General features: G+C 71.8%; 12 protein-coding genes. 11 read left to right on the top strand and 1 reads right to left on the bottom strand.

What is annotated here, in order from left to right; genetic code table 11:
• Positions 1–29 precede the first annotated feature (29 nt).
• The 4 genes from SCWH03_RS08515 to serA all read left to right on the top strand — a co-directional run bounded on the left by SCWH03_RS08515 (position 30) and on the right by serA (position 5,498).
• Positions 30–1,916, top strand: a complete 1,887-nt coding sequence (locus SCWH03_RS08515) for an acetolactate synthase large subunit (RefSeq protein WP_173263551.1) — start codon at positions 30–32, stop codon at positions 1,914–1,916.
• Between the two features lie 23 nt (positions 1,917–1,939).
• A complete protein-coding gene (gene ilvN, locus SCWH03_RS08510) occupies positions 1,940–2,464 on the top strand; it encodes an acetolactate synthase small subunit (RefSeq protein WP_173263550.1) in 525 nt (174 codons plus the stop codon).
• Positions 2,465–2,573: 109 nt separating this feature from the next.
• Positions 2,574–3,575 carry a ketol-acid reductoisomerase gene (ilvC, locus tag SCWH03_RS08505; protein WP_173263549.1) on the top strand — a complete coding sequence of 334 codons (1,002 nt, stop codon included), beginning with the start codon at positions 2,574–2,576 and terminating at the stop codon, positions 3,573–3,575.
• A 321-nt stretch (positions 3,576–3,896) separates the two neighbouring features.
• Entirely contained in the window at positions 3,897–5,498 is a 1,602-nt protein-coding gene (serA, locus tag SCWH03_RS08500) for a phosphoglycerate dehydrogenase (protein ID WP_173263548.1), read from the top strand.
• Positions 5,499–5,906: 408 nt separating this feature from the next.
• On the opposite strand, the gene SCWH03_RS08495 is transcribed toward serA, so the two are convergent.
• A complete protein-coding gene (locus SCWH03_RS08495; RefSeq protein WP_173263547.1) occupies positions 5,907–7,268 on the bottom strand; it encodes a helix-turn-helix domain-containing protein in 1,362 nt (453 codons plus the stop codon).
• Positions 7,269–7,451: 183 nt separating this feature from the next.
• Between SCWH03_RS08495 and SCWH03_RS08490 the strand changes: the two genes are divergently transcribed.
• From SCWH03_RS08490 to cimA, 7 genes are all read left to right on the top strand, one after another.
• On the top strand, positions 7,452–8,378 hold the full coding sequence (locus SCWH03_RS08490; RefSeq protein WP_173263546.1) for a proline dehydrogenase family protein: 927 nt from the start codon (positions 7,452–7,454) through the stop codon (positions 8,376–8,378).
• 275 nt (positions 8,379–8,653) lie between these two features.
• Positions 8,654–10,285, top strand: a complete 1,632-nt coding sequence (gene pruA / locus SCWH03_RS08485) for an L-glutamate gamma-semialdehyde dehydrogenase (RefSeq protein ID WP_173263545.1) — start codon at positions 8,654–8,656, stop codon at positions 10,283–10,285.
• Positions 10,286–10,754: 469 nt separating this feature from the next.
• A complete protein-coding gene (locus tag SCWH03_RS08480) occupies positions 10,755–11,312 on the top strand; it encodes a GNAT family N-acetyltransferase (RefSeq protein ID WP_173263544.1) in 558 nt (185 codons plus the stop codon).
• Between the two features lie 403 nt (positions 11,313–11,715).
• Complete coding sequence (locus tag SCWH03_RS08475) at positions 11,716–11,862, top strand: hypothetical protein (RefSeq protein WP_173263543.1); 147 nt, start codon at positions 11,716–11,718, stop codon at positions 11,860–11,862.
• A gap of 505 nt (positions 11,863–12,367) precedes the next feature.
• Entirely contained in the window at positions 12,368–13,441 is a 1,074-nt protein-coding gene (locus SCWH03_RS08470) for a 3-isopropylmalate dehydrogenase (protein ID WP_173263542.1), read from the top strand.
• Positions 13,442–13,702: 261 nt separating this feature from the next.
• On the top strand, positions 13,703–14,791 hold the full coding sequence (locus SCWH03_RS08465) for a branched-chain amino acid aminotransferase (protein WP_173263541.1): 1,089 nt from the start codon (positions 13,703–13,705) through the stop codon (positions 14,789–14,791).
• 365 nt (positions 14,792–15,156) lie between these two features.
• The gene (gene cimA / locus SCWH03_RS08460) at positions 15,157–16,785 is read left to right on the top strand and encodes a citramalate synthase (protein WP_173263540.1); all 1,629 of its coding nucleotides are present in this window, start codon (positions 15,157–15,159) and stop codon (positions 16,783–16,785) included.
• Positions 16,786–16,875: the final 90 nt, after the last annotated feature.

The following is a 16,875-nucleotide window of genomic DNA, read 5'->3' as shown; positions in this document are numbered from 1 at the left end:
CCGCGACAACCCTCAGCTTCGAGAAGAGAATGCCGATGACCGAGCAGGCCACCGGGGCCCACCCTCCGCAGCCGCGGGCCCGCACCGCCGGACACGCCCCCGCCACCGTTGAGCACGTCACGGGCGCGATGTCCCTCATCCGCTCACTCGAGGAGGTCGGGGCCGAGACGGTGTTCGGCATTCCCGGCGGCTCTATCCTCCCCGCGTACGACCCGCTGATGGACTCGTCCCGGGTGCGCCACATCCTGGTCCGGCACGAGCAGGGCGCGGGCCACGCGGCGACGGGCTATGCGCAGGCCACCGGGAAGGTCGGGGTCTGCATGGCCACCTCCGGCCCGGGGGCCACGAACCTGGTCACACCGATCGCCGACGCGCATATGGACTCCGTCCCGCTGGTCGCGATCACCGGCCAGGTGGCGAGCAAGTCCATCGGCACGGACGCCTTCCAGGAGGCGGACATCGTCGGCATCACCATGCCGATCACCAAGCACAACTTCCTGGTCACCAAGGCCGAGGACATCCCGCGGACGATCGCGGAGGCCTTCCACATCGCCTCCACCGGCCGCCCCGGCCCGGTCCTGGTCGACATCGCCAAGGACGCCCTGCAGGCGCGGACCACGTTCAGCTGGCCGCCCCAGGCCGACCTGCCGGGCTATCGGCCGGTCACCAAGCCGCACGCCAAGCAGATCCGGGAGGCCGCCAAGCTGATCACCCAGGCGAGGCGCCCCGTCCTGTACGTCGGCGGAGGCGTTCTCAAGGCCCGCGCCACCGCCGAGCTGAAGGTCCTCGCGGAGCTCACCAACGCGCCCGTCACCACCACTCTGATGGCGCTGGGAGCCTTCCCCGACAGCCACCCGCTGCACGTGGGAATGCCGGGCATGCACGGTTCGGTCACCGCCGTCACCGCGCTGCAGAAGGCCGATCTGATCGTCGCCCTCGGTGCCCGCTTCGACGACCGGGTCACCGGAAAGCTGGACAGCTTCGCCCCCTTCGCCAGGGTCGTCCACGCCGACATCGACCCGGCCGAGATCGGCAAGAACCGGGCCGCCGACGTCCCGATCGTCGGAGACGCCCGCGAGGTCATCGCCGACCTCGTCCAGGCCGTCCAGGCCGAGTACAGCGAGGGCAACACGGGCGACTACACCGCCTGGTGGCAGGACCTCGACCGCTGGCGCGAGACCTACCCGCTCGGCTACGACCTGCCGGAGGACGGCAGCCTCTCGCCGCAGCAGGTGATCCAGCGGATCGGCGAACTCACGCCCGATGACGCGATCTTCGCTGCCGGTGTCGGCCAGCACCAGATGTGGGCCGCGCACTTCATCGGCTACGAGAGGCCGGCCACCTGGCTGAACTCCGGCGGTGCCGGGACCATGGGCTATGCCGTCCCGGCCGCCATGGGGGCCAAGGCCGGGATGCCGGACCGCGCCGTGTGGGCGATCGACGGCGACGGCTGCTTCCAGATGACCAACCAGGAGCTGGTCACCTGCGCCCTGAACGGCATCCCGATCAAGGTCGCGATCATCAACAACGGCGCGCTGGGCATGGTCCGCCAGTGGCAGACCCTGTTCTACAACGAGCGCTACTCCAGCACCGTCCTGCACTCCGACGAGACCGGCCATCACACGATCGGCTCGCAGGTCGGCGCCAGTCGGGCCCCCCGCAAGGGCACCCGCATCCCGGACTTCGTGAAGCTGTCCGAGGCCATGGGCTGCGTCGCCCTGCGCTGCGAGGACCCGGCCGAGCTGGACAAGGTCATCGCCGAGGCCAACGCGATCAACGACCGCCCCGTCGTGATCGACTTCATCGTCCACGAGGACGCCATGGTGTGGCCGATGGTCGCCGCCGGCACCTCCAACGACGAGGTGATGGCCGCGCGCGGGGTCCGCCCCGACTTCGGCGACAACGAAGACGACTGAGCGAAGAGAGAGACACGACGACCATGTCCAAGCACACGCTCTCCGTCCTGGTGGAGAACACCCCCGGCATCCTCGCCAGGATCGCCGCGCTCTTCTCCCGCCGCGGCTTCAACATCGACTCGCTCGCCGTCGGAGTCACCGAGCACCCCGACATCTCCCGGATCACCATCGTGGTCAGCGTCGCCGATCTGCCGCTTGAGCAGGTGACCAAGCAGCTCAACAAGCTGGTCAACGTGCTGAAGATCGTCGAGCTGGAGCCCGGCGCCGCGATCCAGCGCGAACTCGTGCTGGTGAAGGTCCGCGCCGACAACGAGACCCGGTCCCAGATCGTGGAGATCGTCCAGTTGTTCCGCGCCAAGACCGTGGACGTCTCACCCGAGGCCGTCACGATCGAGGCCACCGGTTCGAGTGACAAGCTGGAGGCCATGCTGAAGATGCTGGAGCAGTTCGGCATCAAGGAACTCGTCCAGTCCGGCACGATCGCCATAGGGCGCGGCGCCCGGTCCATCACGGACCGCAGCCTGCGCGCCCTGGAGCGCACCGCCTGAGCAGGGCGGCCCGACCAGGGCCGCCCGGATGGCGAGACCCCCGGACCCCCTCACCCCCTCCCGCCGTACGGTGGGGACGCAACACCGGAACACCCCAAGGAGAATCCCAGTGGCCGAGCTGTTCTACGACGACGACGCCGACCTGTCCATCATCCAGGGCCGCAAGGTCGCGGTCATCGGCTACGGCAGCCAGGGCCACGCCCACGCGCTGTCGCTCCGTGACTCCGGTGTGGACGTCCGCGTCGGTCTGCACGAGGGCTCCAAGTCCAGGGCCAGGGCCGAGGAGCAGGGCCTGCGCGTGGTGACGCCGTCGGAGGCCGCCGCCGAGGCCGACGTCATCATGATCCTGGTCCCGGACCCGATCCAGGCCCAGGTCTACGAGGAGTCCGTCAAGGACCACCTCAGGGACGGCGACGCCCTCTTCTTCGGCCACGGCCTCAACATCCGGTACGGCTTCATCAAGCCCCCGGCCGGTGTGGACGTCGCGCTCGTCGCCCCCAAGGGCCCCGGCCACCTGGTCCGCCGCCAGTACGAGGAGGGCCGCGGCGTCCCGTGCATCGCCGGTGTCGAGCAGGACGCGACCGGCAACGCCTTCGCGCTGGCGCTCTCGTACGCCAAGGGCATCGGCGGCACCCGCGCCGGCGTCATCAAGACCACCTTCACCGAGGAGACCGAGACCGACCTGTTCGGCGAGCAGGCGGTGCTCTGCGGCGGCACCGCCGCACTGGTCAAGGCGGGCTTCGAGACCCTGGTCGAGGCCGGCTACCAGCCGGAGATCGCCTACTTCGAGTGCCTCCACGAGCTGAAGCTGATCGTGGACCTCATGTACGAGGGCGGCCTGGAGAAGATGCGCTGGTCCGTCTCCGAGACCGCCGAGTGGGGCGACTACGTGACCGGCCCGCGCATCATCACCGACCAGACCAAGGCCGAGATGAAGAAGGTCCTCAGCGAGATCCAGGACGGCACCTTCGCCAAGAACTGGATGGACGAGTACCACGGCGGCCTGAAGAAGTACCACGAGTACAAGACCCAGGACGAGAACCACCTGCTCGAGACCACGGGCAAGGAGCTCCGCAAGCTCATGAGCTGGGTGGACCCCGAGGAGGCGTGAGCCCCGCGGTACGGCGGGCACCCGAGGGGCCCGCCGTACCGCGTCGGGGGACCTCGCCGTGCCGTGCCGTTTCCCGGGGCCCCGCGGGGCCCCGGCGACCCGGGCCTCACGCCGTGCCCCGGGGCCGCCACCGGACGGCGGGTCCACCCCGGACGGGTGATCCTTCCGCCAAGGCGGAAAACACCCCCGCCACCCCACTAGAGTGGTGGGCACATACGCGTCAGGTCAGGCCCACAGCGTCGTGCGTCTTCCACGCGGCTAGCCCCTTCACCGCCAGCGGCCGTCGGGACGGCCGTCCGCATTGGACCAGTGAGGACTCACGTGAGCACTGCGCCCCGTAAACCCGTCGTACTCATCGCCGAAGAGCTGTCGCCCGCCACCGTGGACGCGCTCGGTCCGGACTTCGAGATCCGGCGCTGCAACGGCGCGGACCGCGCCGAGCTGATCCCCGCCATCGCCGACGTCGACGCCGTCCTGGTGCGCTCCGCGACCAAGATCGACGCCGAGGCCGTCGCCGCCGCCGGCAAGCTCAGGGTGGTCGCCCGCGCCGGTGTCGGACTGGACAACGTCGACGTCCCCGCGGCCACCAAGGCCGGCGTCATGGTCGTCAACGCGCCGACGTCCAACATCGTGACCGCCGCCGAACTCGCCTGCGGTCTGATCGTCGCCACCGCGCGCAACATCCCGCAGGCCGACACCGCGCTGAAGAACGGCGAGTGGAAGCGTTCGAAGTACACCGGTGTCGAGCTGAGCGAGAAGACCCTCGGAGTCGTCGGCCTCGGCCGTATCGGCGTCCTGGTGGCCCAGCGGATGTCCGCCTTCGGGATGCGGATCGTCGCGTTCGACCCCTATGTGCAGCCCGCCCGTGCCGCGCAGATGGGCGTCAGGCTGCTCTCGCTGGACGAACTGCTCGAGGTCTCGGACTTCATCACCGTCCACCTGCCCAAGACCCCCGAGACCATCGGCCTCATCGGCGACGAGGCACTGCACCGGGTGAAGCCGACCGTCCGCATCGTCAACGCCGCGCGCGGCGGGATCGTCGACGAGGAGGCGCTCGCCAGTGCCCTCAAGGAGGGCCGGGTCGCCGGCGCGGGCCTGGACGTGTACGCGAAGGAGCCGTGCACGGACTCCCCGCTGTTCCAGTTCGAGCAGGTCGTCTGCACCCCGCACCTCGGCGCGTCCACGGACGAGGCCCAGGAGAAGGCCGGCATCGCGGTCGCCAGGTCCGTCCGCCTCGCACTCGCCGGCGAACTGGTGCCGGACGCGGTCAACGTGCAGGGCGGGGTCATCGCGGAGGACGTCCGCCCCGGTCTGCCGCTCGCCGAGAAGCTCGGCCGGATCTTCACCGCCCTGGCGGGCGAGGTCGCGGTCCGGCTCGATGTCGAGGTGTACGGCGAGATCACCCAGCACGATGTGAAGGTGCTCGAACTCTCGGCACTGAAGGGCGTGTTCGAGGACATCGTCGACGAGACCGTGTCGTATGTGAACGCCCCGCTGTTCGCGCAGGAGCGCGGTGTCGAGGTCCGGCTGACCACCAGCTCGGACTCCCCGGACCACCGCAATGTGGTGACGGTGCGCGGCACGCTCGCCGACGGCGAGGAGGTCGCCGTCTCCGGCACCCTGGCCGGCCCCAAGCACCTGCAGAAGGTCGTGGCCATCGGCGACTACGACATCGACGTGGCGCTGGCCGACCATATGGTCGTCGCGCGCTACGAGGACCGTCCCGGTGTGGTCGGCACCGTCGGCCGCATCCTCGGTGAGGCCGGGCTCAACATCGCCGGCATGCAGGTCTCGCGCCAGGAGGAGGGCGGAGAGGCGCTGGTCGTCCTCACCGTCGACGACACCGTGCCGCCGAACGTGCTCGGCGAGATCGCCGAAGAGATCGGTGCCACATCGGCCCGCTCGGTGAACCTCGACACCTGAGGTCCGGCCCCCAAGCGTCCCGCACCCGCACCCGCAGGGCCCGTTCCGCTCGGGCGTGCGGGTGCGCGACCATCCGCGGGACGGGCGAGCCACGTCGTCGAGGGCACTTCCCCGCAGGGCGCCGACGGCGGCGCCCGGGACCGCAGGGGAGGAACGCCGCCCGCTGCGGCGCTGAGGAAGCCGTCGGGCCGGCCCCGGCCCGGTGTGCCGCCGACGGGAGGAACAGGTGCGAAGGCGGAGCCCCGGCAGCACTCTCCACCCGCCCACTCCCCAGCGCCGGCCGCGCAGCGCTGCCCGCCTACTCCCCGCCGCCGGCCGCGCCATCGGGACCCGGTCCCGGCCCCGGCCGGCCGCCCGGCGAACCGGACCGGTCCGGCGCGGTGCCGGTCTTCGAGTCCGCGGCCCGGGTCACAGCCGGGCGGCCTTCAGCGCCATGTGCAGCAGCAGCCGGTCCTCCCCCTCGTCCAGATCGAGTCCGGTGAGCCGCTCCACCCGGGACAGCCGGTAGTAGAGGGTCTGGCGGTGGATGCCCAGGGCGGCGGCCGCACGGCCCACCTGACCGGCGCAGTCGAGGAACACCTCCGCGGTCCTGGCGAGTTCGGTGTGCGCCGGTGCGAGCAGGGCCGCGGCCGCGGGGTCGGGGGAGAGACCGGGAGGCAGCCCGGTCAGCAGTCGGTACGGTCCGATCGAGGCCCAGTCGGCCACCGGACCGCGCCGGGGCTCGGCCAGGACGGCCCGCGCGGCCGAGACGGCCTCGCGCCAGGAGGCGTCGAGGTCGGCCGTACCCCGGCGGGGGAGGGCGATGCCCGCGGCGCCGGGTCCGGCGGCCTCCGCGAGCCGGCCGGCCGCGCCGAGTGCGGGTGCGAGCACGTCGGCGGCGCGCAGACGCACCAGCACGGCGAGGGCGTGTCCGTCCGCGCCGTGCCCGCCGGCAGTCTCCGCGGCGGTGGGAGGGCCGTCCTCCTGCCCCTGCCCGCCGCGAGCGCTCCGCGCGGGCCGCCGCGTCGGGGCAGCGGCGCCCCGGCCTTGACTGCCGTGGTCGCCGTGGTCGCCGGGGCCGTCAGAGCCGGAGCGAGTCGCGCCGGTGACCGCCCGGCGCCCGGGAGCCGCGGACGGGCGCGGCGCGGCGGGACCTCGCGGCCGGTGCCAGGGCACCGTGCACAGCGCTGACGCCCCCGCCACGGCGCGGGCCGACGGGGCCTCGCCGGAGGGCCAGGGGGCCACACACACCACGGTGTGCAGCCCCTCGGCCGCCGGGCCGAGCGCCGTGCGGAGGGCCGCCAGGGCCATGTCGTACCGCCAGCCGCGCTCGGCGGTGAGCACGGCTCGCAGTTCCCGGGAGAGGGCGGCGCCCGCCCGTTCCTCGTCGGCGAGCAGGGCCCCGATCCGGACGGTCACCTCCATGGCGGAAGCCAGCTGCGCGGCCGTCGGCCCGGGCCGGGAGTCGAGCAGCCACACATAGCCGAGGACGACCCCGCGATGGCGGACGGGCAGGCAGAGCCGGTCCCGGAGGACGCCGGCCTCGGGGGCCGCCGGGATCCGCACCGGGCCGGCCGCCCGGGCGATGCCGAAGCCCTCGAACCAGGACCGCACCGCGGCGGTGGACTTCCTGGTGAGGATCGAACGGGTGCGGACGGGGTCCATGGCGCTGTCGTCGTCGCTGTCGTGCGCGCCGAAGGCGATCAGTTCGAAGTCCCGGTTCTCCAGCGTCGCCGGGACGCCCAGCAGGCCCGATATCTCGTCCACCAGCTCCTGGTAATCGCCCTTCACCCGGTCATTCTCCCATCGGGTGGCGCGCCTCTTCAGACATATGTCCGAAGAGGCGCGGCCGGACGCGTGACAGCTGTCGATGGCCCGGCACCGGAGCGGTATCTAGGTTTCACGGTGGTTGTCCGTGCCGTACACCGAGCGGCCGGTTTCCGTCCCCCGCTCCCGTGTCTCGTGGAGGTGCCCGTGCTGGGTCCCCTGATCCTCGCCGCCTCGCGCAGCGACAGGATGCGCCGTCTGGTCTCGGCCGCGCCGATGACGAAGCCGGTCGTCGGCCGCTTCATCCCCGGGGAGACGGTCGACCAGGTCATCCCGGTGGTGGCCGGGCTCACCGACCGGGGGCTCGAGGTCACCCTGGACGTGGTGGGCGAGGACATCACCACCCGTGCGCAGGCGACCGCGGCGCGCGACGCCTATCTGCGGCTGATCGAGCGGCTCGGGCCCCTCGGCCTGGGCACCAGGGCCGAGATGTCGGTCAAGCTGTCGATGTTCGGCCAGTCCCTGGAGGGCGGCCATGAGCTGGCGCTGGCGAACGTCCGGCCGGTCGTCGAGGCCGCCGCCGCGATCGGCACCTCGGTCACGCTGGACGCCGAGGACCACACCACCCTTGACTCGATGTTCGCCGTGCACGGGGAGCTGCGGAAGGACTTCCCGGGGACCGGATGCGTGATCCAGGCCTATCTGTTCCGCACCGAGGAGGACGCTCGCCGGCTCGCCGCCGGCGGCAGCCGCGTCCGTCTGGTGAAGGGCGCCTACAAGGAGCCGGCCTCCGTCGCCCACCAGGACAGGGCCGGGATCGACAAGTCGTACGTCCGGATCCTGAGGACCCTGATGGAGGGTGCGGGCTATCCGATGATCGGGTCGCACGACCCGCGGCTGATCTCCGTCGGCCAGGAGCTTGCACGCCGTGCCGGGCGCAAACTGGACGAGTACGAGTTCCAGATGCTGTACGGGATCCGGAGCGAGGAGCACCTGCGGCTGGCGGCCCAGGGCCACCGGATGCGGGTGTACACGGCGTACGGGACCGACTGGTACGGCTACTTCATGCGCCGTCTCGCCGAGAAGCCGGCCAACCTGTTGTTCTTCGTCCGCTCGATGATCACCAAGAACTGACGGGGAGGGATCGGTGACGGCCCTCACCCGGACCCGTGCCGGGCGGCGGCACCCGCCGCCCTTCGGCCCCCCGGGGCCCACCGGGAGGGACCCGGCCCTGTGCACGGCGCTCCCGGAGCCGGGGGAACCGTGACCGTGCCCCGAGGGGCCCGTGCCCCCGCCGCGGCGGGCGCGTCATCCTCGGGCCCCGACCGCGACGCACCACATGCCACCGCTTCAGCTCCCCCCGGCTGGAGCCGGCAATCCACTTGGACATTCACTCGGAAGAGGTAGCCATGGACGCTGTGACCCAGGTCCCCACCCCCGTCAACGAGCCGGTGCGCGGTTACGCTCCCGGTTCGGCCGAGCGCGCGCGCCTCGAGGCCAAGCTCAAGGAGCTGGCCGAGAACCCCATCGACCTGCCGATGACCATCGGCGGCGAGAAGCGCATGGGAGGCGGCGAGGAGTTCAAGGTCGTCCAGCCGCACAACCACCGGGCCGTCATCGGCACGTTCCGCGGCGCCACCCGGCAGGACGCCCAGGACGCGGTCGACGCGGCACTGGCCGCAGCCCCGGCCTGGCGGGCGATGTCGTTCGACGACCGTGCCGCCATCATCCTGCGTGCCGCGGAGCTGCTGTCCGGCCCCTGGCGCGAGACCATGGCCGCCTCCACGATGCTGGGGCAGTCGAAGACCGCGCAGCAGGCCGAGATCGACACGCCGTGCGAACTCGTCGACTTCTGGCGGTTCAACGTCGCCTACGCCCGCCGGATCCTGGCCGAGCAGCCGCCGGCCAACTCCCCGGGCGTGTGGAACCGGCTGGACCACCGCCCGCTGGAGGGCTTCGTCTACGCCATCACACCGTTCAACTTCACGGCCATCGCGGGCAACCTGCCCACCGCCCCGGCCCTGATGGGCAACGTGGTGGTCTGGAAGCCGTCCCCGACCCAGACCCACGCGGCCGTGCTCCTCATGGAACTGCTCGAGGAGGCCGGGCTGCCCCGGGGCGTCATCAATCTGGTCACGGGCGACGGCATCGCCGTCTCCGAGGTCGCGCTGCACCACCCCGAACTGGCCGGTATCCACTTCACCGGTTCCACCGGGACCTTCCAGCACCTGTGGAAGACGGTCGGCAACAACATCGAGAAGTACCGCTCCTACCCGCGGATCGTCGGTGAGACGGGCGGCAAGGACTTCGTCGTCGCCCACCCGAGCGCGGACCGGGCGATCCTGAAGACCGCGCTGACCCGCGGCGCCTTCGAGTTCCAGGGCCAGAAGTGCTCCGCGACCTCGCGCGCGTACATCCCGGCCTCCCTCTGGAACTCCGGCTTCAAGGAGGAGTTCGCCGCCGAGGTCGACGGCATCAGGATGGGCGACGTCACCGACCTGGCGAACTTCATGGGCGCCGTCATCGACGAGCGCGCGTTCGCCAAGAACAAGGCCGCGATCGACCGGGCGAAGGAGGACCCGACCTGCACCATCGTCGCCGGCGGCGGCTACGACGACTCCGAGGGCTGGTTCGTCCGCCCCACCGTCGTGGAGTGCACGGACCCCGCCAACGAGGTCTTCACCACCGAGTACTTCGGCCCGTTCCTCGCGGTGCACGTCTACGAGGACGACACCTACGAGCAGATGCTGGAGCAGATGGAGTCGGTGTCCGCGTACGCGCTGACCGGCTCGGTCGTCTCCGGTGACCGTGCGGCGACCGCGTACACCATGGACAAGCTCCGCTACGCGGCGGGCAACTTCTACATCAACGACAAGTCGACCGGTGCCGTCGTCGGCCAGCAGCCCTTCGGCGGCGGCCGCGCCTCCGGCACCAACGACAAGGCCGGCGCCCACCAGAACCTGATGCGCTGGACCCTGACCCGCGCGATCAAGGAGACCCTGGTGCCGCCGACCGAGTACGGCTACCCGCACATGGGCTGACAGCCGGGCCGGGCGGCCGTGCCCGGTCCCGTCAGCACCGGCCCCGCCGGTCCTCCCCGGGCCGGCGAGGGCCGGTGGGGTGCCTCTCGGGCAGGTGCCCGGCTCACGAGGCCCCCGCACCGGGCCGTGGGTGCCCGGCTGCTCCGACCGGGGCCCCTGTCCGCATCGGCGCGCCCGCCGGTCCACTCCCGCACCGTCCGCCGTGTTCCCCGCGCACCGACAGGGCGGACGCACCGGCCCGCCGAGCAGCCGGCCCGGCTCCCGGTCCCGTTTCCGTTCCCGGGCCGTCCGCCCGAAAGGGGACCGGGAACGGGACCGCGCGGTGAAGTGCTCTCGCGGCCGAGCGGTTCCCCGGAGGCATGGAGCCGCGGACGCAGGTGTGGCCAACGCGTCCCGGGGGTGGCGCATTAGCGCCGCCCCGACGGTCTGCGGCGGGGCGGGAGAGCCCGTGCCTGAGAGAGTTGCCCTTATGACGGACCACACCACGGGGTCACTGCGCACGGCCCACACCTACCAGCTGTCCGAAGCTGCCCTCGGTGAGATCCGCGCGCTGCTCGACGCGGCCTTCGACGGCGACTTCGACGATGACGACTGGTCCCACGGGCTCGGCGGCGTCCATGCCTTCATCCGCGACCGGGACGGACTGGCCGCCCATGGCAGCGTGATCATGCGCCGGGTGGTGCACGGCGGGCGCTCCTATCGCGTCGGCTACCTCGAGGCGGTGGCCGTGCGGGCCGACCGCCGGCGCCAAGGGCTGGGCGGGCGGGTGACGGGCGCTCTGGAGCGGGTGATCGACGGCGCGTACGAGCTCGGAGCCCTCTCGGCGTCCGACGACGGCGCGGAGCTGTACCGCTCCCGCGGCTGGCGGCCCTGGCGCGGCAGGGTCGAGGTCCTCAGCCCCGGCGGTGTCGTCCGCCTCCCGGGCGAGGAGGACTCCACCTTCCTCCGCCAGCCGCCGGGGCGCCCCCTGCCGGATCCCGCGGCCGCCGCCCTCCTCTTCGACTGGCGCGACGGCGACGTGCTCTGACGGGTGTGCTCCGACGGGTGTGCTCCGACGGCGGCGGCGCCTGTGCGGACGCCCCTGAAGACTCAGCGGAGCGTCCGGACCGGGGACGGGCGGGAGATCCGCTCGGGAGTCCGTCCGCTCGGGAGTCCGGTCTCGCCGACCGTGGACAGAGAGCGCGCCCCGCCTCTCCGGGGAGTACCGCTCCGAGCGGCGGTTCTTCATGATCGCGTCTCAGATTGTAGGAAGTCCGACTAGTTGTAGAGACAGTGAGGCCGCGGTCCCTTAGCTTTGTAGAAGCCGAACGTCTCGCTCGATCCAGCGAATGGCGGTCCGAGCCGGCGCCCCGAAGCAGGCAACCCCTGCGGCCCGCTCCCCGCCCCTTCCGGCGCCTTCGATCGTTCCCGATCTCAAGGAGTCGACGACCATGCCCGAGCGGACCCTCCTCCGTCGCCGCGTCCGTCACGCACCTCGCGTCAGCGACACCGACCGAAGGAGCACCGCAGCGAACGCCGCCGCGGCGCTGCAGCGTGCCCTGGACCGCAGGGACAACGGCGGCGAGACCGGCCACTGACCGGCGGGACCGGCCGGTGGCGCCCGGGGGTCACCGGCCGGTCCCGCCGGTCCCGCCGGTCGCACCGGCCCCACCGTTCTCCGGCCGTGCCGGCGTCTCGGATCAGCCCGCCGCGGTCGGTGAAGTGCCGACCGCGCCGCGGTCGTCGCCGTCCGTCCCCGCCCCTGTTCTTCCCGCTCGGTTCTCCGGCTCCGTTCTCTCGCGCCGCGGTCCTGCGGTCGGTAGCCGCCGTAGCGGGGACGTGCGCGCTCCGGCTTGCGTGCCACTCCGGCTTGCGTGCCGCTGCGGCGGGCCGGAGCGCGGGCCGCCGCGATGGCGGGCCCGAGCGGGGGCCTGTCCCGGGTGCCGGGGTGGGGCGCTGCCGGGAGGCCGGCTGGCTCCCGGAAGGCGTGAAGGGCCGGTGCCGGGGCCCGTGCGCCGCGTGCCGGCAGGCGTCGGCCGCGAGCCCGCGTCCGCATGGTGGACGTCCAGTGTCATGCGATGGGACGCGGAGTACGGTGCGGTTATGTCTCGCAGCCTCAATCTCGCAGTGATCCCCGGCGACGGCATCGGCCAGGAGGTGGTGGCCCAGGGCCTCAAGGTCCTGTCGGCCGTACTTCCTCAGGATGTGAAGCTGGAGACCCGGGAGTACGACCTCGGCGCCAGGCGCTGGCACCGCACCGGCGAGACCCTCCCGGAGGCGGAACTCGACTCCCTCAGGCAGCATGACGCGATTCTCCTCGGAGCGATCGGCGATCCGTCCGTACCGGCCGGTGTCCTGGAGCGAGGGCTGCTGCTCAAGCTGCGGTTCGCCTTCGACCACTACGTCAACCTGCGCCCCTCGAAGCTCTTTCCGAACACCGCGACCCCGCTGGCGGGCCGCCCGGAGATCGACTTCGTGGTCGTCCGCGAGGGCACCGAGGGCCCGTACACCGGCAACGGCGGTGCCCTGCGCACCGGTACGCCCGCGGAGGTCGCCACCGAGGTGAGCGTCAACACGGCGTACGGCGTCGAGCGGGTCGTCAGGGACGCGTTCGCGCGGGCGGACACCCGCCCCCGCAAGAAGCTGACGCTGGTTCACAAGAACAACGTCCTCGTCCACGCGGGCCATATGTGGAAGAGGATCTTCGACAAGGTCGCCGAGGAGTACCCGGCGGTCACCACCGACTATCTCCACGTCGACGCCGCGACGATCTTCTTCGTCACCCAGCCCGAGCGCTTCGACGTCATCGTCACCGACAACCTCTTCGGTGACATCCTCACCGATCTCGCCGCGGCCGTCACCGGCGGTATCGGCCTGGCCGCCTCCGGCAACATCAATCCGACGGGTGAATTCCCGTCGATGTTCGAGCCCGTCCACGGCTCCGCTCCCGACATCGCGGGCACCGGCAAGGCCGACCCCACGGCCACGGTGCTGTCCGTCGCCCTGCTCCTGCGCCACCTCGGTCACGAGGCCGAGGCCGCACGTGTCGAGGACGCCGTCGCCGCCGATCTGGCGGACCGGGGGGAGTCCCGCTCCGACGCCGAAGGTGCGGCGGGGGGCCGCCAGCGCACCACCGACGAGATCGGCGACGCGCTCGCGGCGCGAGTAGCGGGCTGACCCGCCGGATCCCGAATCCTCGGAGCCGCCGGGTCGCGCACGCACCCGGCGGCTTCTCCTCTGCGGCCCCCGGGTGCCACCATCGACCCTTGGGCCGCAGCCCACGCTGTTCCGTTCCCGCCGCCACGCACTGCGATAATCGAACGTGGGGCCGCATCATGCGGGGAAGCTCGGACGTCCTGGTACCGATGTACACGGGGCGAGCAGACGTACAGACGTGAGCGCGGTCCGTCACACACACACGGTGAAGGACACGCAGACATGACGACGCCCTCGATCGAGCTCAAGCCCTCCTCGACCCCCCGGTCCGACGCGGAGCGCGAGGCGATCCTGGCCAGCCCGGGATTCGGCCGCCACTTCACCGATCACATGGTGACGATCAAGTGGACCGAGGGCCGGGGCTGGCACGATGCCGAGCTGACCCCCTATGCGCAGCTGTCGATCGACCCGGCCAACATGACCCTGCACTACGCGCAGGAGATCTTCGAGGGGCTGAAGGCCTACCGCAGGCCCGACGGCTCGGTCGCCACCTTCCGGCCCGACGCGAACGCCCGCCGCTTCCAGCTCTCCGCCCGCCGCCTGGCCATGCCGGAGCTGCCGGTCGAGACCTTCATCGCGGCGTGCGACGCACTGGTCCAGCAGGACAAGGCCTGGGTCCCGGAGCACGGCGGCGAGTCCTCCCTCTACCTGCGTCCTTTCATGTTCGCCAACGAGGTCGGACTGGGCGTCCGGCCGGCCAACGAGTACCTCTTCATCGTCATCGCCTCGCCCGCCGGCGCGTACTTCCCGGGCGGTGTCAAGCCCGTCTCCGTCTGGCTGTCGGAGAACTACGTCCGCGCCGTCCCCGGCGGCATGGGCTTCGCCAAGACCGGCGGCAACTACGCCGCCTCCCTCCTGGCCCAGGCCGAGGCCGCGGCCGAGGGGTGCGACCAGGTCGTCTGGCTCGACGCCCTGGAGCACAGGACCGTGGAGGAGATGGGCGGCATGAACCTGTACTTCGTGTACGGGGACAGGATCGTCACACCCGAGCTCACCGGCTCGCTGCTGGCCGGCATCACCCGGGACTCGCTGCTCACCCTGGCCCGTGACCTCGGCTACGGGTCCGAGGAAGGCACGATCACCACCGACCAGTGGAAGCGCGACACCGAGAACGGCACCCTCACCGAGGTCTTCGCCTGCGGCACCGCCGCGGCCATCACACCCGTGGGTACCGTCAAGTCCACCGGCGGCGAGTGGACCCAGTCGAACGGCGAGCCGGGCAAGGTCACGATGGAGCTGCGCAGGGCCCTCCTGGCCATCCAGACCGGTACGGCCGAGGACCGGCACGGCTGGATGCGCGAACTGGGCTGACCGCCGCCGGGCCCGGTCCGCCGCCCCACCCGGCGCGGTGCGGCGGCGGACCGGGCCCGGCCCCGCTGCCCGCATACTGAGACCGCTGTCCATGCCGGTGCGCCGATATGGCACACTGCCGCCGTGCTCGCATTCGCCATGATTATCGGCAGCAGCGCGCCGGTCCGCAGTGACCGCTGACCGTGGACGGCAACCCCCCGCGGCGGCGGCACCGTGCCCCAGACCCGCGCGCAGACCTCTCGCACCCGCGAGGGGTTTTTTCGTTGTGCGGCCCCACCCCCGGCCGGAGACCGAGGCGCGCGAAGATGGGGGCAAGTGGAGCCAGAGCTTCCGGAGCCACTCATCCGACAGGAGTCACCAGAGCCATGACCACAGCGGCCCCCGACGACAACGATAGGTACACGGTCCTCGACGACGGCTTCCATGTCTTCGACACCACGCTGCGTGACGGAGCGCAGCGCGAGGGCATCAACCTCACCGTCGCGGACAAGCTGGCCATCGCCCGGCACCTCGACGAGTTCGGCGTGGGCTTCATCGAGGGCGGCTGGCCGGGCGCCAACCCCCGGGACACGGAGTTCTTCGCCCGGGCCCGCCAGGAGATCGACTTCCGGCACGCCCGGCTCGTCGCCTTCGGCGCCACCCGCCGCCCGAACGCCGTCGCCGCCGAGGACCCGCAGGTCAAGGCGCTGCTGGAGTCCGGGGCACCGGTGGTGACGCTGGTGGCCAAGTCCCACGACCGCCATGTAGAGCTGGCGCTGCGCACGACCCTCGACGAGAACCTGGCGATGGTCCGCGACACCGTCTCCCATCTGCGCTCGCACGGTCGGCGGGTGTTCGTGGACTGCGAGCACTTCTTCGACGGCTACCGGGCCGACCCCGCCTATGCGAAGGCGGTCGTCCGCACCGCCCACGAGGCGGGCGCCGACGTGGTCATCCTCTGCGACACCAACGGCGGCATGCTGCCCGCCCAGGTCCAGGCGGTCGTCGCCACCGTCCTCGCCGACACCGGCGCGCGCCTCGGCATCCACGCCCAGGACGACACCGGCTGCGCCGTGGCGAACACGCTCGCCGCCGTCGACGCGGGCGCGACGCACGTCCAGTGCACCGCCAACGGCTACGGGGAGCGCGTCGGCAACGCCAACCTCTTCCCGGTGGTGGCGGCACTGGAGCTGAAGTACGGCAAGCAGGTGCTGCCCGCGGGTGCGCTGCGGGAGATGACCCGGATCTCGCACGCCGTCGCCGAGGTCGTCAACCTCACACCGTCCACGCATCAGCCCTACGTGGGTCTCTCCGCCTTCGCCCACAAGGCCGGACTGCACGCCTCCGCGATCAAGGTCGATCCCGACCTGTACCAGCACATCGACCCCGAGCAGGTCGGAAACACCATGCGGATGCTGGTCTCCGACATGGCGGGCCGCGCCTCCGTCGAGCTCAAGGGCAGGGAGCTCGGTGTCGACCTCGGCGGCGACCGGGAACTCGTCGGCCGGGTCGTCGAGCGGGTCAAGGAGCGGGAGCTGCGCGGCTACACGTACGAGGCGGCCGACGCCTCCTTCGAACTGCTGCTGCGTGCGGAGGCGGAAGGGCGTGCGCTCGGCTACTTCCGCACCGAGTCCTGGCGGGTCATCGTCGAGGACCGCCCGGACGGCAGCCATGCCAACGAGGCGACGGTGAAGCTGTGGGCCAAGGGCGAGCGCATCGTCGCGACCGCCGAGGGCAACGGTCCCGTCAACGCGCTGGACCGGGCGATGCGGGTGGGGCTGGAGCGGATCTACCCCCAACTCGCCAAGTTGGAGCTGATCGACTACCGCGTCCGCATCCTCGAGGGCCGGCACGGCACGGGCTCGACCACCCGGGTGCTGACCACCACCGGCGACGGGACCGGCGAGTGGTCCACGGTCGGAGTCGGCGACAACATCATCGCCGCCTCCTGGCAGGCCCTGGAGGACGCGTACACCTACGGGCTGCTGCGCGCGGGCGTCGAGCCCGCCGAGTGACCCGGTGGCCCGGCCCGCGGGGAGGCTCCCGGTGCGGTGCCGGCCCGGTTGGTACCACCGGGGGCTGTGTCCTCTTCAGCAGTGTTCGGG

The organism is Streptomyces pacificus, from assembly GCF_011766325.1.
GTDB lineage: Bacteria > Actinomycetota > Actinomycetes > Streptomycetales > Streptomycetaceae > Streptomyces > Streptomyces pacificus.
This window is presented reverse-complemented; position numbering and strand designations above follow the sequence as displayed.

Bases quoted from the DNA above. Each gene is read 5' to 3' on its own strand.
- SCWH03_RS08475 (WP_173263543.1), top strand. From the start codon at position 11,716: ATGCCCGAGCGGACCCTCCTCCGTCGCCGCGTCCGTCACGCACCTCGC.
- SCWH03_RS08480 (WP_173263544.1), top strand. From the start codon at position 10,755: ATGACGGACCACACCACGGGGTCACTGCGCACGGCCCACACCTACCAG.
- SCWH03_RS08470 (WP_173263542.1), top strand. From the start codon at position 12,368: ATGTCTCGCAGCCTCAATCTCGCAGTGATCCCCGGCGACGGCATCGGC.
- ilvN (WP_173263550.1), top strand. From the start codon at position 1,940: ATGTCCAAGCACACGCTCTCCGTCCTGGTGGAGAACACCCCCGGCATC.
- SCWH03_RS08465 (WP_173263541.1), top strand. From the start codon at position 13,703: ATGACGACGCCCTCGATCGAGCTCAAGCCCTCCTCGACCCCCCGGTCC.
- cimA (WP_173263540.1), top strand. From the start codon at position 15,157: ATGACCACAGCGGCCCCCGACGACAACGATAGGTACACGGTCCTCGAC.
- SCWH03_RS08515 (WP_173263551.1), top strand. From the start codon at position 30: ATGCCGATGACCGAGCAGGCCACCGGGGCCCACCCTCCGCAGCCGCGG.
- pruA (WP_173263545.1), top strand. From the start codon at position 8,654: ATGGACGCTGTGACCCAGGTCCCCACCCCCGTCAACGAGCCGGTGCGC.